This window comes from Sorangium sp. So ce693 (genome assembly GCF_051521375.1).
Classification (GTDB): Bacteria; Myxococcota_A; Polyangia; order Polyangiales; family Polyangiaceae; genus Sorangium; species Sorangium atrum.
The window spans coordinates 13,002,391-13,024,903 of the sequence record NZ_CP150347.1 but is presented as its reverse complement, the minus strand read 5'-3'; the positions used below and the strand labels follow the sequence as shown (position 1 = coordinate 13,024,903).

Here is a 22,513-nt window from a genome sequence, read left to right as displayed (position 1 = left end):
TCTCTGGTTTCCTAGCTGTTCGGTGCTCTAGAGGTTGAGCTGCAGCTGGAGCGCCACGGCGTCGTTGTCGAGCGCGACGCCGTGGCGCTCCTGCCGGTGGGTGAAGTCGGCCTGCGCCTTGAGGATGTTGTCGATGAAGTGGTAACTCGCGCCGGCGGTGAGGGCCCAGCTGTCCGTCTCGTCCGAGAGGTCGAGGTTGGGATCGAGCCACTCGAACCGCGCGTTCACGCCGAGCTTGATGCGCCTCACGAAATAGCCCACCTCGCCGACGAGCCCTATCGACGTGACCGGGGCGAGCTGGCCGAGCGGCTGCGTCGGGGTGCTCTCGGGGTTGCTCTGGTTCCAGAGGAGCTCGGCGAGCGCGTGTGCGCCCTCGACGTGGACAAGGAGGTCGGCGCCGATGCCGTGGATGTCGCGCGTCCCGCCGTCGCTGAAGAAGTAGCTCGCGCCTGCGCCGACGCGGAGGCGCGAGACGGCGAGGTCCTGCACCGAGCGAGGGAGGGGGCCGAGCGGCTCGGTGGCGAGCCGCGCGACATAGGCGATGTGGTCGAAGCGGTTGCCGAAGCTCGCGGCGTTTTCGACATAGCCGGCGAAGAACTGATCCGAGCGCTGGAAGCCGTTGAACATGCCGGCGAAGTAGCTGAACGCCCTGCCCCGGAAGTGCCCCTCGACGTGGAGGCCGACCTGGCGTGAGGGCGCCATGGCGCGCACGGCGAGCGGCCGCTCGATGAGCGCGCCCTCGCCGGCGCCCGCCATCGCGGAGCGGCTGAACGGCACGTCGTGCGCGCCGAAATAGAGGTTCGCGAACGGGAAGTGGGCGTAGCCGATCCACGCCTCGGAGAGCCGCGCCGAGCCGTCGGCGCCCCCGGCGAGCTCGCCCGAGACCGCGAACGGCACATATCCGGCGAGCCTCCCCGCAAAGCCGACGCGGGCGCGCCGCAGGCGGAACCCCTGCCCCTCGGCGACGTCGCCCGCCTGGAGGAAGGCGTCCTCGCCCACGTAGGGGACGGCCTGCGCCTGCACGAGCACGATGGGCGAGAGCACGAGGCGGCCGATCGTGAGCTGGAATGGCGGTCCGCCCGCGCCGCCTGCGACAGGCGCGGCGTCCGACCCGGCAGAGGACGGAGCGCCCGCGGCCGCGGCTGGCGGCGCGGCCCCGGCGGACGGCGCGGCCCCGGCGGACGGTGCGGTGCCCGGCGGCGCGGCGCCTGCCGGCGACGTGCTGGCGGCGGGTGCGCCGGGTGCCGCGACAGCGGACGGCGCAGCGCCGGCGGGCGATGCGCCCGGCGTGGCCGCGGGGGTGCCGGGCGCCGCGACGGCAGGTGGCGTGGCCGGCGTGGCGCCGGGCGGCGCGGCCCCGGCAGGTGGCGTGGCCGGCGCGGCGCCGGGGGGAGCCGCGGTGGGCGGCGGCGCGACAGGGAGGGTCGGCGCGGCGGGCGGGGGAACCGGAAGCGCGTCGGCGGCCGGAGGCTGGACCGGCAGCCGCTGGGCGGGTTGCGCGCTGGCCTGCGGACACCCGAGCGCCACGGCGGCCACGAGGACAGCGGCGATCGCAGCGCCGTCCGGCGCCGAGCTGCGTCCGCGGCGCCATGGCCGGGCACATCGAGGATCCGCACCGCGACGAGTCCATGCGCAAGGTGTCATTGGCGTCCGAGCTGGCCGGCGGGCGAGAGGAATCGCAACGAACACGGCGACAGCGCCGCTGGCAGGCGCCTTCGTCTATCCCACGTGTCGACAGGGTGTCAACGCGCCGCCTCGCACCCGCGCGCACCAGGCATGTTGCCCTTTCCGTGCACCTGCGATGGGCGTACACTGATTGCTCCCGAACCCCGCGGCGATCGACGTCGATCGCCGCCCGTTCCCGGAGGCGGGCTCGCCCCGCCGCCGCGCGGAAGGCCGGAATGACCGGCGCTCCGCGCGGTCGACCTCTCGCTGGATGTCCGTCAGCCGCGTCAAGGCGCGCAAAGGAGGTGGTGAATGAGGGTGTGCAGGAGAGCGCACGGAGCTGCCGTGGCGCTGCTTGCGGTGCTGGTTGCGCCTGGCCTGGCGCAGGCTCAGGAGGTGGTACCGCCGCCCCGGACGCCCGTGGAGCGGCCAGCGTCGGTGCTGTCCGACGCACAATTCAAGGCGCGGTTGGAGGCGCTCGCAGCGGAGCTTCCGTCCGCGCAGATGGGACGTAACTGGAAGCGTGTGGTCGACGAGGCGCTGCGGCGGGTGAGCGACCTGCCGCAGGCGAGCGCGCCGGCGCTTCCGTCCTCGGACATTCTTGTGGATCCGGGGGCGCAGGTGGAAATCGACGACCCGACTCAGGGGTTTCCGGAGGCGGGCGCGACATTCGAGTTTGGCCCCTATGAGGTCACGCTCGCCCCGGTGGTGCTGCCCGTGTCGCCGGTGGTCTGGAACCTGCCTGGCGAGCAGGGGATCCTTCCCGGCGCGCACGTCCGGCTGCCGTGGGCCGTTCCTTAGTCCAGCTTCCGGATTGAAAAGAATTCAGACCGGAGGGTCGTTTACGTAGTCGTGGTCGTGGTCGTGGTCGTGGTCGTGGTCGTCAACGGTAGGCCGTAAACGACCACGGCCACGACCACGGCCACGACCACGTAAACGACCACGTAAACGTTCGCGTTGGTGACCGATGGTGGGGCGGAGGGGAGCGGGCTTCGGGCGCGGAGCGTGACCGAACGAGCTTGGTTAACGCCTAGGCCCCCCTCTCCGAGCGCCGGGCAACTCGGTACGACCTCTTCTCCTTGGCATCCCCAGCCTCACCCGTTCCCGGAAGGCCCGATCATCCTCTCCGGCCGCACGATCTCGTCGAACTTCTCCCCGTCGAGGATCCCGAGCGCGACCGCCGCCTCGCGGAGGGTGCTCCCTTCCGCGTGCGCCTTCTTGGCGATCTTCGCTGCGTTGTCGTAGCCCACGTGCGGGTTCAGCGCGGTCACCAGCATCAGGCTCTCGCGCAGGTTCCGCTCGATGCGCTCGCGGTTCGGCTCGATGCCCCGCGCGCAGTGCTCCTCGAACGACGCGCAGCCGTCGGCGAGCAGCCGGATCGACTGCAGCACGTTGTGCACGATGAGCGGCTTGTACACGTTGAGCTCGAAGTTGCCGCTCGCCCCTCCGACGCCGACCGCGACGTCGTTGCCGAGCACCTGAGCGCACAGCATCGTCATCGCCTCCGCCTGGGTGGGGTTCACCTTTCCCGGCATGATCGAGCTGCCCGGCTCGTTCTCCGGGATCGAGATCTCGCCGATCCCGCAGCGCGGCCCGCTCGCGAGCCAGCGGACGTCGTTCGCTATCTTGGTCAGGCTGCAGGCGAGCACCTTCAGCGCGCCGTGCGCCGCGACGAGGGCGTCGTGCGACGCGAGCGCCTGGAACTTGTTCGGCGCCGTGACGAAGGGCGCCCCCGTGAGCTCGGCGATCTTGGCGGCGACCTTCACCGGAAACTCCGGGTGGGCGTTGAGCCCCGTCCCGACCGCCGTGCCCCCGAGCGCGAGCTCGTGGAGCGGCGGGAGCGCGCGCTCGATCGCGGCGATGCCGGCGTCGAGCTGCGCCACGTAGCCGGAGAACTCCTGCCCGAGCGTGAGCGGCGTCGCGTCCTGCAGGTGCGTGCGGCCGATCTTGACGATGTCCGCGAACGCCGCGCTCTTCTGCGCCAGGGTGTCCCGCAGCCGGCGGATCTCCGGGAGCAGGCGGCGCTCGATCTGGAGCGCGGCGACGACGTGCATGGCCGTCGGGAACACGTCGTTCGAGCTCTGCGACCTGTTCACGTCGTCGTTCGGGTGGACCGGCGATTTCGAGCCCATCACGCCGCCGCTCATCTCGATCGCGCGGTTCCCGATGACCTCGTTCACGTTCATGTTGGTCTGGGTGCCGCTGCCCGTCTGCCAGACGACGAGCGGGAAGTGGTCGTCGAGCTTGCCCTCGATGACCTCGTCGGCCGCCGCGACGATGAGCGCGCACCTGTCCGCCGGCAGGAGCCCCAGATCGCGGTTGACGAGCGCCGCCGCCTTTTTCACGGTGGCGAGCGCGGCGATCATCTCCCGCGGGAAGCGCTCGCCCCCGATCCGGAAGTTCTCGAGGGAACGCTGCGTCTGCGCCCCCCAGTAGCGGTCGTCCTGCACCGCGATCGGCCCGAAGCTGTCCTTCTCGATGCGCGTCCCCATGGCCGCGTCTTAGCGGCGGCGAACGCGCCCCTCAAGCGGCGCGAAGCCCTGTCGCCGGTCCCTGCGCAAGCGCGTAGGCGCATTCGCGCCGCGGGGGTAAAAAGCGGGCGTGCTCTTGTTTTCCCGCCTGTTTTTTGCGAAGTTCCGGGCCGCGCACGCGCGAGAAACACGGAGATCAGCATGGCCGGCATGGACACAGTACCGCGGGAGCTGCTGCAGGCTGCCTACAGGCGCAACCCGATTCACCTGCTCAAGATCCCGCTTCATTTCGGCATCTGGGCCGCTGTCACGTGGGTGCTCTACGCGACGCAGCACCACGCGCTCGCCATTCCGATCGGGGTCGCCTGCTCGTGGTTGATCGCCAACCTCGTCCGCGGCCTCGGCGCCGTGGCGCACGACGCCGTCCACGGCAGCTGCTCGCGCTCGAAGCTCGCCTCGTACGTCATCGCCCTGCTCTGCTGGGCGCCGACCGGCATGAGCGTGACGCTGTACACGAACTACCACCTTCATCACCACAAGATCGCGAACACGTACCCTGACGTCGACAACTTCGTCGTCACGGATTACACGCGGAACCCCGTCCTCGCGAGGCTCCTGCTCCTCGCCGTCTACACGTTCGCCTATCCGCTCTACTTCCTCGGCTGCATGGCGCGGTACGTGAAGCGGCTGTCGCCGCTCCAGCGCGTCAGGATGAACCTGGAGCTCCTCGGCTTCTACGGCCTCATGGCCTTCTTCTTCTGGGTCATGCCGCGCCAGGTGTTCTTCTTCTTCTATGTCCTGCCGTTCGTCTTCGGCGCCATCCTCGCCAGCGTGACCTCGATGATCGAGCACTACGAGATGCTCCCGGGGGAGGACGCCTACAGCTCTCGCACCTACGGGACGGGCGCGCGCGTCACGAACTTCCTCTGGAACAACGTCACGTACCACAACGAGCACCACAAGTTCCCGGGCATCCCGTTCTACAACCTGCGCAGCTTCCACGAGGCGGCGTATCCCCACTACGATGAGCGGGTGAAGTCGGCGTGCCACCCGACGATCGTCGGCGTCGCCCTCTCGCTGTACGGCCGTATCCTGAAGCTCGACATCGCGAAGCTCGACGAGCGGTACCGCGACCTCAACAAGGACGACGAGCGGCGGAAGATGATGGCGCTGAACGGCATCCAGCCCGGCGCGACCGCCTGAGCGTCCCGCGCCGCGCGGCCGAAACCCGCGCGGCGCCGTCGATCATCCGCAAGACCCAACGATGGACGGTCCCTGAGGGCGCAGCGAGGCCGCGCGCGCCCGACAGGCCGGCCTCAGTCCGCGGCGAAGCAGTAGAATCGGCCCGCGCCGCCCACCGCCACGAGCTGCTGCTGGCTGCACCCGGAGGGAGCGTGCACGGAGTTCCACGAGTTGTACGGGGCTCCGCCGTTCATGTTCGGACCGAGCCCGTCGGAGTGTCCCACCTGCGGCCCGGGCGTGGCGGTGGACGACGTCCAATCGTTGCACGTGTCGGCGAGGGCCGTACCGTCCGCTGCAGAGCCGGTGAGCATGTCGTGCTCGTTCGGCGTGGGAGAGCCCTGCCACTGGCCGTTGATGCGGTTGCCTTCGTGATCGACGAAGAGCTCCGGGTTGCCCCCGGGCAACGCATGCAGCGCCTCGACACTGGCGGCCACCGTGACGCCCTTGGCGTTGACCCAGGGCCCCTTGCCGATGCGATCACGGGCATTCTCCGTGCTCGTGCTCAGGTACGCGCGCCACGTGCGACCGCCGGCGCCCACTTCGGCCGCCAGCGCCTGGCAGGTCGCGTCCGCGCCGGCGATCCCTCCGAGATCGCCGCCGCTGTCGCTCGGGGTGGAAACGAAGAAACCCAGGGATGACGTGCCCGGGTCCCCGCCGGCCCCGGTAGCGGGCCCGCCAGCGGTCCCCGCGCCGCCCTCGCCGGCGCCGCCCGAGCCGCTCGTCGCGCCCGCCCCACCAGCACCGCCTTCTCCGACGCTCGAGCTCCCCGACCCGCCGCTGCCCCCGGTACCACCGCTCGAGGCGCTGCTGGTCGAAGCGCTGCTGCTGCTGGCCTGGTCATTACTCGTACCGCCAGAATCGGATTCATCCGAGCAGGCCGTAGAGGTGACGAGGAATGCTGCGGAAAGGACGAGGTAGATCTTGTGCACGGCAGAGCTCCTGAATGGGCGAATGGCGCGCACGATACCGACAGCTCGCCCTTTGCCGCAACCTCGAGCGCGAAAAATGCGCGAAACGCGCGGAAATGCGCGAACACGCCAGCGGGATTGAGACGGGCCGAACGAGGAGGCAGCGCGATGGGCCTCGAGGCTGCCCGGTCGGGTCAACGTGCTCTCCTGTGCGCCCGTGGAGAGTACGATGCGCATTTCCAGTGCTGTTGCCGCCCTGTTACGCTCGTTCCCATGGCGCGCACAGCCCCCGTCCCGAATATCCCCGCGATCCCCGGCATGAACCCCGGCGTCTTCATCATGGGCGGCGGCGGCAGCGGCGGAGGCGGCAATGGCAAGGGTGGCAAGGGGAGCGGCAAGGACCAGGGCGCTGACGGCTCCAACGGGGGTAACGGCGCCGACGGAGGGGGGAAGTCGGCCTGCGGCGGCGCGGGCGGCGACGGCTCCGGCTGCCCGAACCACCACGGGTCGAAGAAGAGCGGGAAGGTGTCGAAGGGCGACCCCGTCGACGTCGCCACAGGCCGCGTGTTCACCGATCCCGTGGTCGACCTCGAGCTGCTCGGCCCCCTCGGCTTGCGGTTCGTGCGCCGCTACAGCACGAGCAGCAGCGCGAGCTGTCGAGCGTGCGCTTCGTGTGGGACGGCGGCGTGCTGGTCCACGAGATCAAGCGCGTCGCGCAGGTGTCGGGCGATCCCGTCGTGGAGGAGCGCACGTACTGCTTCGAGGAGGCCCGGTACGCCCCCTGGGCCCACCGCGACACGCGCGTGGCAGGCGGCCGCCGCGAGGAGAGCCCGTGGTTCCATTACCTCAACGACGACGTGGGCGCGCCGGAGCGCCTGGTCGGCCCCGCGGGCGAGGTGGTGTGCGAGCTCGACCGGTCCGCGTTCGGCGCGAAGGTGAAGGAGGGCGGGCGGACCACGACGCCGCTCCGCTTCCCGGGCCAGTACGAGGACGAGGAGACGGGGCTCGTCTACAACCGCTACCGCTACTTCGACCCGGCGCTCGGCCGGTACCTGAGCGCGGACCCGGCGGGGCTCGACGGCGGGTTCAACGGCTTCGACTACGCAGGCAATGCGCCGACGCGGTTCGTCGATCCGAGCGGGCTGATGCCGTTCTCGACCGTCCGGAACGCGGCCGGGAACAACCCGGAGGGCAAGGATTTCACCGATCCGAAGAACCGCCGCGGGGTGCCGGGCGAGATCGAGGGCAAGAGCCAGCGAGAGCGCGGCGGGCCGAGCGCAGAGGCTCAGCGCAACAGGTACAAGGACCCGGCGATCACCGAGGCCGTCAAGAACGCGCAGAGGGCGCGCGACTCGAAGACGACCCCGACGGGAGACACAACGTGTGCAGAGGTGGACGCGCTGCACAAGATGGCGAGCCAAATCCGCGCCGAAGGAAACGCCCAGCGAACCGCGAAGGGGAAACCTGAAATGACGAATGAGGAGGTGCGCGCCGAGCTTCAGAAGCGCTTCAGGAACGGCGCGACGATCGAGACCACGAACGAGGATGGCGAGGGCATGGCGCCTTGCCCCATGTGCGCGCAGATCTTCCGAGAGCTCGGCCTCCATCCGGCCAACATCGGAGAGGACGCGAAGGGCGGCGTGATCGGCCCGAATCAAAAGAAAGAGACCAAGGTGAACAAGATGGGTCGGTGGGACGGTACTTTCACGCAGAGCAGCCAGGATACAAACTCTCGACGAGAGAACATCCGGACGGTGCGCTCCACGACCCCCCCGTTCACCACCTAACGCGTGCGATGACAACCCCCCCGCCCCGGATCCCCGCCCCCGCGCCCGTCGAGCGCGCCTTCCGCTGCGCCTGGCGCGAAGCGTCGCGCACCAAGCTCGACACCGAGGAGCACACCGCGCTAGCCGCGCTCGGCCGGTGGCTCGACGAGCCGGACCTACCCTATGCGATCTTGCACGGCCCGCGCCCGAGCCGACGCGCGGTCGTGGCCGCCCACCTCGTCCGTGCGCAGCAGCAAGGCACCGCCTACGCTGCGCAGCTCGTGCCGATCGGGCCTGATCTCAGGCTCGAGCGCGACCTGGTCGCGCTGCTCACCTCGCGGCTGCGCGCCGATTATGTGGGCGGCCCACCTCGGCTATTGCGCGCGCGGATCGCGGAAGAGCATCTGCGCGTGGGGCCGACAGAGGGCGAGCCGTCGCTGCTGCTCGCGATCACCGACGTCGAGGAGGCGGAACCGCTCGTCTCCTGGCCACCGCTGTTCTCCGCCGTGGGTCCCCGCGTCAAGGTGCTCGCCACCGTCGAGGGCGACGACGCCACAGCCCGCGCGTGGATCTCGCGCCTCGGCTTCGATCCGGCGCGCACGCGGATCCATCCGCTGCCGGTGCGGCCCTGGCCTGTGCCGGGCGATCCCGCGGAGTTCCTCGAGACCGCAGGCGCCGCATCAGCCAAGCTCCTCGGCCTGCTCTCGGTCGCCTACGGCCGACTTCGCGACGACGAGATCACGACCGCCCTCGGGGCCCGCATCGAGGGTGCCCTCCCCGGGATCGAGCCGCTTGTCACGGTCATCAAGGGCACGTACGCGTTCCGCTCGAACGCGGCCCGCCGCGACGTAGAGGCGCACCTCGACCACGACACGCGGGACGCGTCACGCCGCCGTCTACTATCGCTCCCGCCGGCCGGCTATCCGTGCGCCTACGCGCGCGCCCACTTGGAACAGGCCACCGCGCCGCTCCAGGCATTCGCCGCGCTGGTCACCGAGGAGCACCTCGCCCGCTGGATGGCCCGGCCCGAGGCCTACCTCGGCTTCGTCGCCGACCTCGAGCGCGTGCGCCGCCACGCCATCGAGCCGCTTCCAATGAGTCACGAGGCAACGGCCCTCGCGGTGCGCGCGGCCCTTGTCGAGGCGAGCGTGAACCAGTGCGCCCGCCGCAAAGACCACGGTGCCCCGGTGGGCGTCGAGCCGTTCGCTCGGAAGGCGCCGATCGCGGACGAGCGAGATCAGGCCAGGGCGCTCACCGCGCTCGGCGCGGCGATGACGGCCGGCCCGGCGCGCGCCGAGGTACTCGCGTGGGCCACGGACGCCGCACGGCGCACCCCGGCGGCCGAGTTCCGCGGGGATGGCCTCCTGAGCCTCGCCGACGTCGTCGGGGGCGAGGCGGGATACGCGTTCGCGCGGGAAGCGCTCGCCGCGTATCGGACCACGGAGAACGCGGAGGAGCGAGCGCGCCAGATGCTCTTCGTGGCGAAGTGGTTGCCTCCAGAGGAAGGGATCACCGTCGTGCGCGAGGCGCTCGCCGTCCTCCGTGACAGCGGCGGAGATCCTGGCGATCTCGACCTGTTCGCCGACCGCTACCCGCGTGCGGTCGCCGAGGCGCTCTGGCCCGACGCGGAGGCGCTGCCTGGGTCCGCGCGGGCGCGAGCGCTCGCCGCGCTCGCGCGCGGCCTCGGCGATCCCGAGCGCGTACGCGCCGCCTTCGCCGCGGTGGAGCAGCACGTCAACCCGTACGACCTGCTGATGCAACGGACTCTCGCGGAGCTCGTGCCGTTCCTTGACGCCCCGGAGACACGCCGCGCCGCAGCGCTCGCACCCCAATTCGGCGAGCGCGCCGCCGAGCTCCTCGAGAGCCTGATCCCGCGCCTCCGGGCGCTGGGCGATCCCGCCGAGGACCTGCTCGAGACGCTGCCGGAAGCGGCGCGCGTGCGGGCGCTGGCCCGCAGCCTCCCGTTCGCCGCGGAGCCGGCGCGGCTGCTGGCGCGGATCGACGAGGCCATCCAGCAGGCCGAGCCGCGCGAGCGCGGCTGGATGCTCTTCGACGTCTGCCCCTGGTTCGCGGCGACGGGCCAGAGCGACGCGCTCCTCGCCGAGGTCGCGCTACTCAGCGACGGTGGCCGCCTGGCCGCCCTCGCCACCCTGGCGCGCCACGATCCCGCGCACGCCCCCGAGTTCACGCGTCAGGCCCTCCCACTGGCCCTGCGCTTCGGCGCCGACGAGCCGAGCCGCCTGCTCGACCTGGTCCCCCTGGCCCGCCATTTCCCGCCCGAGGGCGCCGCCGCGGCGCTCGGCATCCTGCTCGACGCGCTCGCCGACGAATACCGCGGTGCCGCGCTCGCGGGCGACGGCGTGACCCTCGTGAAGCTCGCGCCGCTCATCGCCGCCCTCGCGGGCGACGACGGCCTGGCCGGCGCGGCGCGCGAGGTGGTGCAGGTCGCGGCGTGGTTCCCCTGAGCGCCGCGGTGGTCGTGGCCTGCCGTCATGGACTGCCGAGCACCCGCGTGCCCTGGCGGCGCGGCGTCGGCGCCCTCGGCGGCAGCTAACGCCGAGGCTCGGCACCGACCAGCTATCGCTTCTGCTTCGCCATCGCCTTCACGACCGCGTCGGCGGCCGTGACCAGCGAGTTCCTGAAGGCATGGAGCCGATGCTCCGCCGCCGATCCCTTCGCGGCCGGCTGGTTTGGCGCGAAGCTGAACCAGGACATCGACAGCCCGAGGAGGATGACGAACAGGTCCTCGGCGCACGGCTTCGGTGTCGCCCCGAGGTCGTAAGCCGCGGCGAGCTCCTGCACCTTGGCGGTCGCGACGTCGTGCTGCACCTCGTCGGGGAGCTCGAGCTGCCTCCACATCATCATCCGCACGCTCTTCGGATTCTCGACGAGGTGGTCGAAGACCCCGGCGACGAAGGCCGGCAGGTCCGACGGGTCGAAGGGCACGGCGTCGAACGCGATCTGACACCGCTCCTCGAGCACGCTGCGGAACAGGCCCTCTTTGGAGCCGAAATAGGCGTAGATGGCCTGCTTGTTCGCCGAGGCCCGCTCCGCGATGCGGTCCACGCGCGCGCCAGCCAGCCCTCGCTCGGCGAACTCGTCGAGCGCAGCGTCGAGGAGCCTCTTCTTGGTCGCCGCCGAATCGTAGGGCATGGGTGGATCCTTCATGGAGCACACGCCGTGGCGCGCGGCAAGGAGAGCGCACCGCCGACGTGCGAGCCGCAACCTTCGGCCTACCTCGCACGGCTCGCCCGCGGCCGTTCGCCAGGCGCAGCAGCGACGCCGCTCCGCCAGTTGACACGGCCCAGACCGCTCCCTATGATTTAAACCATCCAGTTGGTTTAACACAGAGGCGTGCGCTGGCGAAGGCGATGGCGTCGCGCGGTGTCGAGATTGCAGGCGCGGGCGTCGCAGGAGCGCCACGGGCGCACCCGGCCGCGGCGCGGTGATGACGACGACGCCCAGAGAACGGAAGAAGGGACGGAGCGATGGCGGATCCGCAACAGAACAAGAACGACGACGTCGGCGCGCTCTTCAAGCCATTCGAGCTGAAGGGGCTGAAGCTCAAGAATCGGTTCGTCATGGCGCCCATGACGCGCCAGCGATCGCCGGGCAACGCGCCTGGCGAACCGAACGTCGATTACTACACCCGGCGCGCTGCCGGAGACGTCGGGCTGATCCTGTCGGAAGGAACGGTCGTCGAGCGGCCGGGCAAGCTTCACCTCCGCGACGTCCCCCACTTCTACGGCGAGCGGGCGCTGGACGGCTGGAAAAAGGTCATCGACAGCGTGCACAGGGCAGGAGGGAAGATGGCGCCCCAGCTATGGCACGTCGGGCTCGCGAAGCAGGATCCGAACGGCCACGAGGAGCCCGCGGCCCTGGAAGGCCCGGCGAACATGTCGCGCGACGACGTGCACGCCACCGTGCGGGCCTTCGGCAAGGCGGCGGCCGACGCGAAGCGCCTCGGCTTCGATGCTATCGAGCTCCATGGCGCCCACGGGTACCTCATCGATCAGTTCTTCTACGAGGTGACGAACCAGCGCACGGACGAGTATGGGGGAAAGACCATCGGCGAGAGGAATCGCTTCGCCGTGGAGGTCCTCGAGGCCGTTCGAGAGGCCGTCGGGCCGGAGATGGTGGTGATCCTCCGCCTCTCGCAGTGGAAGATGGGCGCGTACGATCACAAGATCGCGAAGACGCCGAAGGAAATGGAGCAGTGGCTATTGCCGCTCGTAGAGGCGGGCGCCGATGTGCTCCACCTCTCCCAGCGACGCTACTGGGAGCCCGAGTTCGCCGGCTCCGATCTGAACGCCGCGGGATGGGCGAAGAAGATCACCGGCAAGCCCACCATCACCGTGGGGTCGATCGGCCTGTCCGGCGATCTCTTCGGGAACTTCGCAGGCGAGGCCTCCGTACCGCAAGGGCTCGGTGAGCTCGTGCGCCGCTTCGAGCGCGGCGATTTCGATCTCGTCGCCATCGGGCGCCCCCTGCTCAGCGACCCGGCCTGGGTGGAGAAGATCAAGACCGGCCGGACCTCGGAACTGACGGAGTTCACCAAGGAGAGCCTTGGTCGGTACTTTTGAGTCGGACCGTCAATCTATGGAGCTTCCCACAGGAGCTACGGTGTAACGCATGAAGATTGCCATTGTCGGCGCCGGTAGGATTGGAAGCACCTTTGCCTTTCAGCTCGCGCGAGCGGGGCACGAGGTGACGGTGATCGCCCGTGGAGAGCGGCTGGAGCAGCTGCGGCGGGACGAGGCGATCGTGAGCGCCGCGGGGGAGCGCGCGGCGGTGCGCGTGAGCGCTGCGCTCGATACGACGGCAGGGTGGGATCTGGTGCTCGTGACGGTGCTCGCGCACCAGGTGGACGCGGTGCTCCCTGCGCTGGCCGAGAGCGCGGCGAAGTCCGTGATGTTCATGTTCAACACCTTCGAGCCGCTGGGCCGCCTCCGAGATGCGGTGGGCCCGGCGCGCTTCGCCTTCGGCTTCCCTGCGATCCTGGCGACCCTCGAGGACGGCAAGCTGACGTCGAAGGTCGTCACCCGAGGCCTGGTCACCACGGTGACGGACGCGGCCTGGGCGAAGGTCTTCACGGACGCCGGCATTCCCGCCGTCGTGCACTCCGATATGGAGAGCTGGCTGCGCACGCACGCGGCGCTCGTCGCGCCGGCGATGGTGGCTATCATCAAGGCGCACGCGCGAAAGGCAGGCGTGTCGTGGGCAGAGGCGATGACCCTCGCGCGCGCCGTGGAGGAAGGGCTCCGCGTGGTGCGTCGCCTCGGAAACACCATCACGCCGGAGCCGATAGGGACGCTGAGCCGCTTGCCAACGCCGGCGACGGCCGCGCTCCTGTGGGGGCTCAGCAGGGTCGACGCCGTCCGCAAGACGGGCGCCGTCGGGCCTGGCGAGCCGCGCGCGCTGATCGACGCGATGGCCGCCGCGGCGCCGGGTCAAACGCCGACGCTGCTCGCCATCAGGCCCTGAAGAGACCAGAGAGAGCAATTCGACGACCCCGGTACGAGCGGTGCCGGCGGCGGAAAGACCGGGATGATGCGGCTCAGGGCGCCGGGCGCCCCCTCGGCGGGTCGAGCGCGTCGATCTTGCACGTCATCCCGAGCGTGCCCCGCCACGTCATCGAGCGAGATTGGCAGCCGTTCAATCCGCGCCGGCGGAGCGCGGTCGATCCAATGGGCCGCCGCGCATATCGCCGGCACGTGGCGACGCCGAACCGCCATTTGTAACGAATGGCTTGACTCCCGCGGCACGGTGGCCGAAGGGGAGGCGCATGAGCAGTTTACATTTTGTGGGCGGCGAGAAGGGCGGCGTTGGCAAGAGCGTGGTCGCTCGGCTGCTGGCGCAGCTCTTCATTGACCGAGCGCTTCCCTTCACGGCGCTCGACGCGGATCTGTCGCATCGCGCGCTCGCTCGTTATTACGCGGACTACACGCGGAGCGTGGATCTCGATCGGCTCGATAGCGCCGATCAGATCCTGGACAGCGCGCTCGGAGCCGATCGCCTGGTACTCGTCGACCTGCCTGCGCAGAGCCATCGGGCGCTCCAGCGCTGGATCGAGTCGACGGACGTCCTCAACTACGCGCGCGAAATGGGTGTCCAGCTGGTTTCCTGGCACGTCACCGACGGTGGTTTCGATTCGGTATCCTATATCGAGCGGGTCCTCGCGGCGCCGGGCGACGCGCTCCAGCATGTCGTGGTGAAGAACCAAGGGCGCTCGAAGGACTTCAGCCAATTCGACGCGTCCCCCGCGTACCAGCGCCTGCTCGAAGGCGGCGGGCACATCGTGACATTGCCCGAGCTCGACTCGTCGGTGATGTACAAGATCGACCGCTTCGGTTCGAGCTTCTGGGCCGCCATCAACACGAGCGAGGGGCAGCAAGCGCTGTCCGCCTTGGAGCGTCGTCGCGCCAAGCTCTGGTTGGAGCGCGCGCAGGCCGCGCTGGAGGCAGCGTGCAGCTTGCGGCCAGCGACGGAGCGCGTATCTGCCTCGGGCGCGCCGCAGCGTCCCGAGTCGGCGGAACAGCAGCTCGAACCGGCCGCGAGCAACGAATTGGTCGCGACCTGACCAAGGCGCCAGGGGCGCTTGCGATGAATCGGCCAGCGCGAGCGCGGGTTGGATTCCCGCTGTGAGGCGGCTTTCGCTGCGTCACAAGACAGGGGGGAGGTCACGCGTCACGAATCGATCAGCGCGAGACCAGGCGCCCGCTACTGCCCGCCGGGCACGCAGATCGCCGTCGCCGAGCCCGCGCCCATGCACGAGAAGCCCGCCGCGCAGTCGGTGTTCGCCGCGCAGGGGAAGGCGCACTTGCCCACGGCCGTGTTGCACTTGTGTGTGCCGCAGACCATGTCGTTCGTACACGGGAGAGCCAGCGGACCCGGCTGCCCCGTCGTCGCCGGAGCGGTCGTGCCCGGCTGCTGGTACTGCCCGGGTTGCTGGTACTGCCCGGGTTGCTGGTACTGTCCGGGTTGCTGGTACTGACCAGGCTGCTGGTACTGCCCGGGCTGCTGGTATTGCCCAGGCTGCTGGTACCCCTGCTGCTGCTGGTTGTACGCGTTGTACTGCGGATCCGACGGATCCTCGGCGTCTCGGCCCCGGCTGCACGCGGACGTCAGGAGCCCGAGGCCTCCGAGGGCAAGGACGACCGAGGCGGCCGAGCGCGCGCTGGTGAACCACATGGATCGCTTCATCAAGGTCTCCTCGAGATGCGGGGCTCTCCCCGCGTGAGCGACGGGCCGGTGCCGGCCCGCCGCTGAGATCTGAGCCCCGGCCCCCGGAGGAGGAACCGCAGGCCCTTCGCCGGCGAGCGCCGCGTCGCGGGGCCCGCTGGACAGGAGCGTACCCCCGGTCGGCGGCCGCGCGCCCCTCAAAAAGGACGCGCCACCGCGCGCTCACCGCGGAGCCGCATCCTTGCAGCAACGAAACCCTTGCTCGTAGCCGTAGTCCTCTTCCTTGTGGAACCCCACCGTCGGGCGGCAGCGGCCGCGCATGGGGCCCCACCAGCCGCCCTTCAGCCCGCTCCGCTCCGGCGACTTGTGGCCGGGCCGGACGACCCACTCGTTGATGTTGCCGTTGAGATCGTAGACGCCGAACGGCGACACACACGCCGGCATCGAGCCCGCAGGCTTGCGCTGATCGAGCCGCTCGAGCTCCGCCTTGCACTTGGGGTGCCGCATGCACCGCTCGTAGTGGTAGAGCGTGACCTCGCGCTGGCGAAAGGGCCGGTCGATGTTGCACTTGGTCGCGTCGCGGGCGTAGCCGTACGTGTACGGGAGCATCTCCTCGCCCTCGCAGGCGAAGTTGAACTCGTCCTCCGTGCAGAGGCGCTTGCCGACGCCCTCGCACGCCTTGACGGCCTGGCGCCACGAGACGAGCACCGCCGGGAGCTCGCCCTTCCTGTTGGGCCACTCGTAGCGGTCGACGCAGAACCGCATCGGCGCGCGCTTCTTCGAGAGGCACTCGGTCGGCCGCCTGTACTCGAGGCACCGCTCGCTGACGCTGGTCGGGCCCTCGGCCTCGTTGTAGGCCGTCGCCCGTCGCTCCTGGTCCTTCTCGTACTCCTTGTGGTGCTTCAGGCAGATCTGATCGACCACGGGGCAGTAGTCGCCTTCGACGAGGACCATGTCGCCCGGGCACCCCTCGGAGCTGCCGGGCAGCCCCGCGTCCGGAGCGCCGCCGTCGAGGGCTTCCGCTGCGGCGTCCGGCGAGCCGCCGTCGGGGGCTGCCGCTGAGGCGTCCGGCGAGCCGCCGTCGAGGGCCACTGCCGAGGCATCGAGCGCCGCCGCGGCGTACGACATCGCTGCCCCGGCGTCCGGCAGCTCCGCCGGGGTGTACGCCAGCGCCGCCGCGGCGTCCGGCGGCTCTGCCGGGGTGTACGCCAGCGCCGCCGCGGCGTCCGACAGCTCTGCCGCAGCGGCGTCGGGCGGCGCGGGCTCGGCATCCGCAGCGGCGCCGGCGCGCTCGGGCCCCCCGGGCGTCGCGGCGTCGGCCGCCGCAGGCGGCGGGCTGTCGCAGGCGAGGAGCGCGGCCGTGAGGCCGCAGAGGAACGCGAGGCGGACCGCGCAGGGCCCGCTCGGGGCCCTGCGCCGTCGAGGTGGCGCGGCCGGCGGCGCGGCGCGGCGAGGGCGCCGGCTCATCGGCCGGGGGCGGGGATGACCTTGAGCGGCACCCGGGTCCCGCCGCGATCCACCTCGATCTCGACCTCGCGGCCCGGCTCGAGATCGCCGAGCGCGAACATGAAGTCGTGGATGTTGGTGACGGCGTGGGCGCCGATGCGCACGATCACGTCCCCCGCCTGCATGCCGGCGCGGGAGGCCGGCGCGTCGGGCCGCACGCCCGTGAGCTTCACGCCGGGCCCCTGGTACGCGTAGTCCGGCATCGTGCCGAGCGACGCCCGGAAGCCGCCGCGCATGCTGCGGTGCGGGTCGGCGGGCGGATCGGTGAAGGCGAGGCGCGCGTCGCGCCGCGACAGGGCGAGCGCCATCCGCGCCGCGAGCACCGAGCACCGCGAGACGCCCGCGGCGTTGATCTTGTCCGCCGTGTCGCTCGGCCGGTGGTAGTCCTCGTGGACGCCCGTGAACAGGAAGGCGATCGGGACGCGCGACGCCGTGAACGACGCGTGATCGCTCGCGCCGAAGCCCTCGACGCCGAACTGGAGCGTGAGGCCGAGCCCGCGGGCGGCGTCGTCCACGATCAGCTGCCAGTCGGGCGAGGTCCCCAGGCCGTCGACGAGGAGTTTGTCGTCCCGCATCCGGCCGACCATGTCGGCGTTGATCATGGCCACGACCGGCTTCATCCCCGCGAGCGGGGCCGGCGGGTGATCGACGAAGTGGCGCGAGCCGATGGTGCCGAGCTCCTCGGCGCCGAACGCGATGAACAGGAGGTTCCGCGCCGGCCGCTCGGGGAGCGAGGCGAACCGCCGCGCCACCTCCAGGAGCATCGCGGTCCCCGAGGCGTTGTCGTCGGCGCCGGGGTGGACCGCATGCACGCCGGGCGCGCGCGAGAACGACGTGCCCCCGTAGCCGAGGTGATCGTAGTGGGCGCCGATGACGACGTACTCACCGGCGTGCGGCGAGCCGTCCTTCGCCGAGAGCAGGCCGATCACGTTCGACGCCGGCGCCGTCCGCGCGGTGACCTTGGTCGTGATCTCGACCGTCGTGCCGGCGAGCGGCTTCGGCGCGACGGCCTTGGTCGCGGCCGGCTTCACGGCCGCCTGCTTCTCCGGGGCCGCGCCTGCGGGCTTCACCGGCGGCGCGAGCCCGGCCGCCGGGAAGAGCGCGCGGGCCGCGGAGCGCGTGATCACCACGGCCGGGATGCCCATGCTCGCCGCGTCGTCCGGCACCCGCGGGAGCTCGTCGCCCGCCGCGACAAGGATCACCCCGGCGGCCTTGTGCTCGCGGGCGGTGCGGAGTTTGTAACGGACGCTGCCGAAGTCGCGGAGCGCGTCCGCCGGCCGCGCAGGATGATGAGGATCGTCGGGCGCAGCGCCGCCGTGCGCTGCACCGGCATGAGCTGCACCCCCGTGCGGACCCGCGGGCGCAGCGCCGCCGTGCGGACTGGCAGGGGCGGCGCCGTGCGGACCCGCGGGCGCAGCGACGCCGTGCGGACTGGCAGGGGCGGCGCCGTGCGGACCCGCGGGCGCAGCGACGCCGTGCGGACTGGCAGGGGCGGCGCTCTGCGGACCCGCGGGCGCAGCGACGCCGTGCGCGCCGGCGTGCGCCGCTCCACCCGAGCCGCCGTCCAGCGTGGGCACGCCGTCGAGCACGATCGCGATCTTCCCCTCGATCTCCCGGCCGGCGTAGTCGTCCCAGGAGAGCGCCGGCGCGGTCACTCCATGGCCGACGAGCACCGCGGCCCCGGACACCGTGCCGCTCGCGCTCCCGTCGGCCGTGACCAGCTTGCCGGCCTCGACGCTCTGCTTCCGGCCCGCGCGCTGCACCGCGAGGGCCGCGGGCGCCACGTCGGCGCCGACCCGCGCGTCGAACACCTGCCGGTACGCCTTCGCGTCGCTCCCCGGCCCGCCCAGCGGCGAGAGCTTGAGCTCGGCGAACCGGCGCGCGATGAACTCGGCCGCCAGATCGGCGCCGGGCTCGCCGGTCCCGCGCCCCGCGAGCTCGGGCGACGCGAGGTACGCGACGTCCGCCGCGATCCGCGCCTCCGCGGCGGGATCGAGATCGATCGAGGCCGGCGCGGCGGGCGCCGGCGCGGCCGGCTTCGAGGCCGGCGGCGCGGCAGGCTGGCGAGGCGGCGCTGCCGGCGGAGCGCACGCGGCGACCGCGGCAAGGAGGCCGGCGGCGAGGCCGCGGCGAAGACCCCATGCGCGGGACGACAGCGGGGCCGCGGCGCGCCGGGCGCTCACCACGGCGACGCCTTCTGCGCCGCGCGGACCAGCTCGAGCGCGCGACGGCCGATGTACTCCTCCACGTCGGCGGGCGCGATGTGGCGGTCCTTCGCGAAATCGAACTCGCGCGGCTTGCCGTCGCCGAACGTCACCCGGACGATCGCGGACTCCCGCAGGAGCTCCAGGGAGAGGCTGAAATCGCCGAGCGCGAGCCGGTGCTTGTCCTGCTCCTGGGTGAGCACGATGGACTGCCCCTTCTCCTGCAGCCTCTCGTGCGCGAACTTCAGCGACTCGGCCCCCAGCGACACGGCCGACTCCGCGGCCGCGAGCGCCTCGGCGACCCGCTTCTTGTGCCGCGCGAGCTCCTCGGCCTCGCGCTCCGCCTTCGATTTCACGGCTTCGATGAGCTCATCACGCCAGGTAGGCACAGTGCACCTCGGCGCGAACACTCTTCCGAAACGTGCGTTTTGTCCAGCCCGACACGCGCCGGTCACCCGGCCCCCCTGGCCAGACCGACGCGCGCCGGAGACGGAAATGGGCGCGCTGCCAGCACAAAAACAGGAAGCCCGGGAGCTCCGGAGAGGACGACCTCCTCTCGTGCGCTCCCGGGCTCCCCGCCCCTGCATCGCGCGCCGGGGCTTCGTGCGCGGGCGCGGTCCGCGAGATCGGCCGCGCCGCGCCGCGCGCCGCTACTGCGTGTCGTCGCCCCCGGCCTTCGCCGGGGCGAACTTGCTCAGGTCCTCGGCCACGGTGGCCTTCGGGTTCATGAGCTCGTGGAACGCGCGCTTCGCGAGCGCGCCGGTCTCGCCCTGCTCGTGCCGCAGCGCCATGAGCACGCCCTTCTCCTTCATGAACTTGAGCGTGTCGATCGCGCCCTTCTTCTTCGCGCCGTCGCCGCTCTTGGCCTCCTGGTAGAGCCGGTAGCGCAGCACGACGCGCGTCTCCGAGTGCGGGCCGTTGTCGTACTTCAGGTTGTCGAACTGGGCCTGGAGCCGCTGCCGCGCCCACTCCTGCGGCGCGTCGGCGACCTTCACCCGCGTGATCGCCTCGGCGTTCGCGACGTACCGGTAGAGGTTGCCGCGCTTGAAGTCCTCGTCCGACCAGTAGCCGAAGGCGCGGTAGTAGTGGTCCTTCAGGTCGTCGAGCGCGGACTTGTCGAAGTCGGCGTACATCGCGATCGTCCGCGCCGCGGTGTCGCTCGTGCCGCCGAGGATGAGCGCGAGCGCCGCTGCGTTCCGGACCTCGACGTCCTTCAGCTTCTCGAACAGCTGCCCCTGCACCGCCTCGTCGAAGCCGCCGATGCCGATGGCGCGCGCGATGGCCATGCGCACCCCGGGGTCGACGTCGGCCGCGAGGAGTGAGACGAGCTCGGCGGCCGCGCCGGGCACCGGCCGGAGCGCGAGCGACGACGCGTAGCAGGCGCCGATGAGCTGCTTGCGCGGCTCCTTCTTGCTCGCGAACTCCTTCGCCTTCTTCGCCACCTCGATCATCGTCTTGTCGTCGGCGCACCAGGCGACGGCCTCGCAAGCGGCCTGGCGGGCCTCCTCGTGCCACGTCTCGTCCTCGATGAGCTTCGTCAGCCTCTCCACCGCGCGCGGATCGCCCCACTCGGCGAGCCCCTGCGACGCGCCGTAGGCGACCGCGCGGAGCGCCATCCCCAGCATCGCGAGCCCCGCGCCCTGGAGCGCGTCCTGGGTGATGTCCAGCTTCGGGTCCTTCTTGCGGTTGAACTGATCGAGGAGCTTCGGGTACGAGGGCTCGTCCTTCATGCGCCCGATGTACCGGAGCGCGCTCTGCGCGGTCTCGAAGGCCGCGGGGAACGGCGGCTGCTGCCCCTCCTTGGGGAGCGGATCCGTCGGGAAGGCCCAGTCGCGCATGTCCTTCAGGATCTTCTCGGAGCGGACCGTGGCGAGGAAGCGCAGGCCGTTCGCGTGCGGCTGCGGGCGATCCTTGAGCCACAGGATGACCGGGGCCTCGGCCGCGGCCTTGAGCTCGGCGGCCTTGTCCGCGTGGATCACGGCGAGATCGGCGAGCATGCGGGCGCCGACGACGCGCGGCAGATCGGTGCGCGACAGGTGCCCGCCCTCGTCCGCCTCCCAGAACTTCTCGAGCTTGTAGAGCTTGAGCGGGTCGGCCAGCATCCGCTCGCCGATGAACTTGGCGGCGCGGATGTCGCCGACCTCGGCGAGCCGCGTCCCCGCCTCGCCCTGCCAGTGCAGCGGCGGCTTCCTGGCCTCGATCCACTTCACGAGCGGGTCGGCCGCCCGAGGATCGGCGAGCTCGCGCAGCATCTCCATGATCTGCTTCGTCTGGAACCAGGTCGTCTCCTCGGGATCCTGCTTCACGCTGTCGAGCGCGAGGACGAGCCCCTCGCCGCCGATGCCGTCGCGCAGCGCCTCGAGGAAGCGCTGGCGGCTGGTCTTGTCGGCGTTCGCGAGGGCCTCGAGGAGCGGGGCGCGCGCCGTCTCGTCGCCGATCCTCCCGAGGCCGTTCGCGGCCTCGCGCGCGACCTCGACGTCCTTGTCCTTCACGAGCGTGATGAGCGCGCTCGTCCACTTGGGCTCGGCGTTGCGCGACAGGACGGTCGCGACCAGCTGCCGCACCGACGAGCTCTCGTCGGTCGCGAGCTTCGAGAGCTCCTCGAGCGACACGAGGCCGGCGAGCTTCTCGGGGTCGAAGGCGATGCCGCCGCCGAGCCGCTCGACCTTCGAGAGGAACCCCTTCCTGTACTGGTCCATCGCGTCCTTGAACGCGGCGGGCTCCTTCAGCTCGACGAGGGCCCAGACGATCTGGGGCCGGTCGCTCTCGTCCGCGACCTTGAGCGCCTCGAGCAGCGCGTGCTTGGCGCCGTCGGCCTTGGGCGAGCCGTAGTACGCGAGCACCTGCGCGGCGACGCCCTTCACGCGGTGGTCCGAGAGCGCGAGCGCGTTCTGCGCGTGCGTGACGCCCTCCGGGTCGTCGGCCCACGCGAGCTGCATGAGCGCCTCCTGCTGGAGCGACAGCTCGGAGCTCGCGGCGGCCCACTTGCGCCACAGGGGCAGCTGGTCCTTCTTGGGCAGGACGAAGATGTTCTTCTTCTCCTTGGAGACGGCGTCGACCGTCATCTTCTGGCCGTCCTGCTTGACGCCGAGCCAGATGGCGCCCGCGGCGCCGAGCGCGACGACGAGGCCGACCACGATCGACACGGGGCTGAACCGGCCGCGCTTGAAGTTGCCGTCGTCCGCGAAGCCGCCGCCCGCGGGCGCCGGCGGGGCGCCGGGCAGATCGTTGTCATCGGGGGGCCACTTGGCCGCCTGCTTGGCCGGAAGGGGCCCCGGCGGCGGGCGCCGTCCGCGCGGCCCCGCGGGATTCTCTCGTGAAAGATTCGGACGATCGAGCATGGTTCCTCCAGCGCGCGGGCGACGACGTGACCCGAACGGCGGTGGCATCGCGCGGCGTGCCGCGCTGCGCCCCCGACCCCTCCCGGAAGCGGCGGCGTCGCGCGGCGTGCCGCGCTGCGCCCCCGACCCCGGGCCAGGCGGCGAAGCGCCCGGCCGGTCGAGGCGCCGGACCGTACCAGAGCCGCTCGGACGTAGGCCCAAAGATTTGCTATGAAGCCCAGGGCCCGT

At 71.3% G+C, this 22,513-nt stretch carries 16 protein-coding genes and 1 pseudogene; 8 read left to right on the top strand and 9 right to left on the bottom strand.

Going from position 1 to position 22,513, the window contains the following annotated elements:
* Positions 1-27: 27 nt before the first annotated feature.
* Positions 28-1,536 (bottom strand): porin, encoded by a 1,509-nt coding sequence (locus WMF14_RS48730; RefSeq protein ID WP_437797813.1) that lies wholly within the window; start codon positions 1,534-1,536, stop codon positions 28-30.
* A 474-nt stretch (positions 1,537-2,010) separates the two neighbouring features.
* Here WMF14_RS48730 and WMF14_RS48725 point away from each other — a divergent pair, with 474 nt between their 5' ends.
* Positions 2,011-2,466 carry a hypothetical protein gene (locus tag WMF14_RS48725; RefSeq protein WP_437797811.1) on the top strand — a complete coding sequence of 152 codons (456 nt, stop codon included), beginning with the start codon at positions 2,011-2,013 and terminating at the stop codon, positions 2,464-2,466.
* 293 nt (positions 2,467-2,759) lie between these two features.
* On the opposite strand, the gene fumC is transcribed toward WMF14_RS48725, so the two are convergent.
* Positions 2,760-4,157, bottom strand: a complete 1,398-nt coding sequence (gene fumC, locus WMF14_RS48720) for a class II fumarate hydratase (protein ID WP_437797810.1) — start codon at positions 4,155-4,157, stop codon at positions 2,760-2,762.
* 189 nt (positions 4,158-4,346) lie between these two features.
* Between fumC and WMF14_RS48715 the strand changes: the two genes are divergently transcribed.
* The gene (locus WMF14_RS48715) at positions 4,347-5,339 is read left to right on the top strand and encodes a fatty acid desaturase family protein (RefSeq protein ID WP_437797808.1); all 993 of its coding nucleotides are present in this window, start codon (positions 4,347-4,349) and stop codon (positions 5,337-5,339) included.
* A gap of 113 nt (positions 5,340-5,452) precedes the next feature.
* Here the strand turns inward: WMF14_RS48715 and WMF14_RS48710 are convergent, their stop codons facing one another.
* Positions 5,453-6,307, bottom strand: a complete 855-nt coding sequence (locus WMF14_RS48710) for a hypothetical protein (protein WP_437797806.1) — start codon at positions 6,305-6,307, stop codon at positions 5,453-5,455.
* A gap of 147 nt (positions 6,308-6,454) precedes the next feature.
* Here WMF14_RS48710 and WMF14_RS48705 point away from each other — a divergent pair.
* From WMF14_RS48705 to WMF14_RS48695, 3 genes and pseudogenes are all read left to right on the top strand, one after another.
* Positions 6,455-6,883: pseudogene (locus tag WMF14_RS48705) on the top strand (hypothetical protein); the annotation flags it as partial.
* 65 nt (positions 6,884-6,948) lie between these two features.
* Positions 6,949-8,073: an RHS repeat-associated core domain-containing protein gene (locus tag WMF14_RS48700; protein ID WP_437797804.1), complete on the top strand. Its 1,125-nt coding sequence runs from the start codon at positions 6,949-6,951 to the stop codon at positions 8,071-8,073.
* Positions 8,074-8,081: 8 nt separating this feature from the next.
* Positions 8,082-10,517 carry a hypothetical protein gene (locus WMF14_RS48695; protein WP_437797802.1) on the top strand — a complete coding sequence of 812 codons (2,436 nt, stop codon included), beginning with the start codon at positions 8,082-8,084 and terminating at the stop codon, positions 10,515-10,517.
* Positions 10,518-10,629: 112 nt separating this feature from the next.
* Here WMF14_RS48695 and WMF14_RS48690 read toward each other — a convergent pair whose 3' ends face one another.
* Complete coding sequence (locus WMF14_RS48690; RefSeq protein WP_437797800.1) at positions 10,630-11,205, bottom strand: TetR/AcrR family transcriptional regulator; 576 nt, start codon at positions 11,203-11,205, stop codon at positions 10,630-10,632.
* A gap of 335 nt (positions 11,206-11,540) precedes the next feature.
* Between WMF14_RS48690 and WMF14_RS48685 the strand changes: the two genes are divergently transcribed.
* The 3 genes from WMF14_RS48685 (at position 11,541) to WMF14_RS48675 (ending at position 14,632) form a co-directional block, all read left to right on the top strand.
* A complete protein-coding gene (locus WMF14_RS48685; protein WP_437797798.1) occupies positions 11,541-12,635 on the top strand; it encodes an NADH:flavin oxidoreductase in 1,095 nt (364 codons plus the stop codon).
* A 49-nt stretch (positions 12,636-12,684) separates the two neighbouring features.
* Positions 12,685-13,536 (top strand): ketopantoate reductase family protein, encoded by an 852-nt coding sequence (locus tag WMF14_RS48680; protein ID WP_437797796.1) that lies wholly within the window; start codon positions 12,685-12,687, stop codon positions 13,534-13,536.
* Between the two features lie 265 nt (positions 13,537-13,801).
* On the top strand, positions 13,802-14,632 hold the full coding sequence (locus tag WMF14_RS48675) for a mobilization protein (RefSeq protein ID WP_437797794.1): 831 nt from the start codon (positions 13,802-13,804) through the stop codon (positions 14,630-14,632).
* Between the two features lie 140 nt (positions 14,633-14,772).
* On the opposite strand, the gene WMF14_RS48670 is transcribed toward WMF14_RS48675, so the two are convergent.
* The 5 genes from WMF14_RS48670 to WMF14_RS48650 all read right to left on the bottom strand — a co-directional run bounded on the left by WMF14_RS48670 (position 14,773) and on the right by WMF14_RS48650 (position 22,285).
* Entirely contained in the window at positions 14,773-15,255 is a 483-nt protein-coding gene (locus tag WMF14_RS48670; protein ID WP_437797792.1) for a hypothetical protein, read from the bottom strand.
* A 201-nt stretch (positions 15,256-15,456) separates the two neighbouring features.
* Positions 15,457-16,701, bottom strand: a complete 1,245-nt coding sequence (locus WMF14_RS48665; protein WP_437797790.1) for a formylglycine-generating enzyme family protein — start codon at positions 16,699-16,701, stop codon at positions 15,457-15,459.
* Positions 16,698-18,923, bottom strand: a complete 2,226-nt coding sequence (locus WMF14_RS48660) for a M20/M25/M40 family metallo-hydrolase (protein WP_437797788.1) — start codon at positions 18,921-18,923, stop codon at positions 16,698-16,700. Before WMF14_RS48660 ends, WMF14_RS48665 begins: the two co-directional genes overlap by 4 nt.
* Positions 18,920-19,300, bottom strand: a complete 381-nt coding sequence (locus WMF14_RS48655) for a hypothetical protein (protein ID WP_272096831.1) — start codon at positions 19,298-19,300, stop codon at positions 18,920-18,922. The genes WMF14_RS48660 and WMF14_RS48655 overlap by 4 nt, the downstream gene beginning before the upstream one ends.
* Positions 19,301-19,594: 294 nt before the next feature.
* Positions 19,595-22,285: a HEAT repeat domain-containing protein gene (locus WMF14_RS48650; protein ID WP_437797786.1), complete on the bottom strand. Its 2,691-nt coding sequence runs from the start codon at positions 22,283-22,285 to the stop codon at positions 19,595-19,597.
* Positions 22,286-22,513 lie beyond the last annotated feature (228 nt).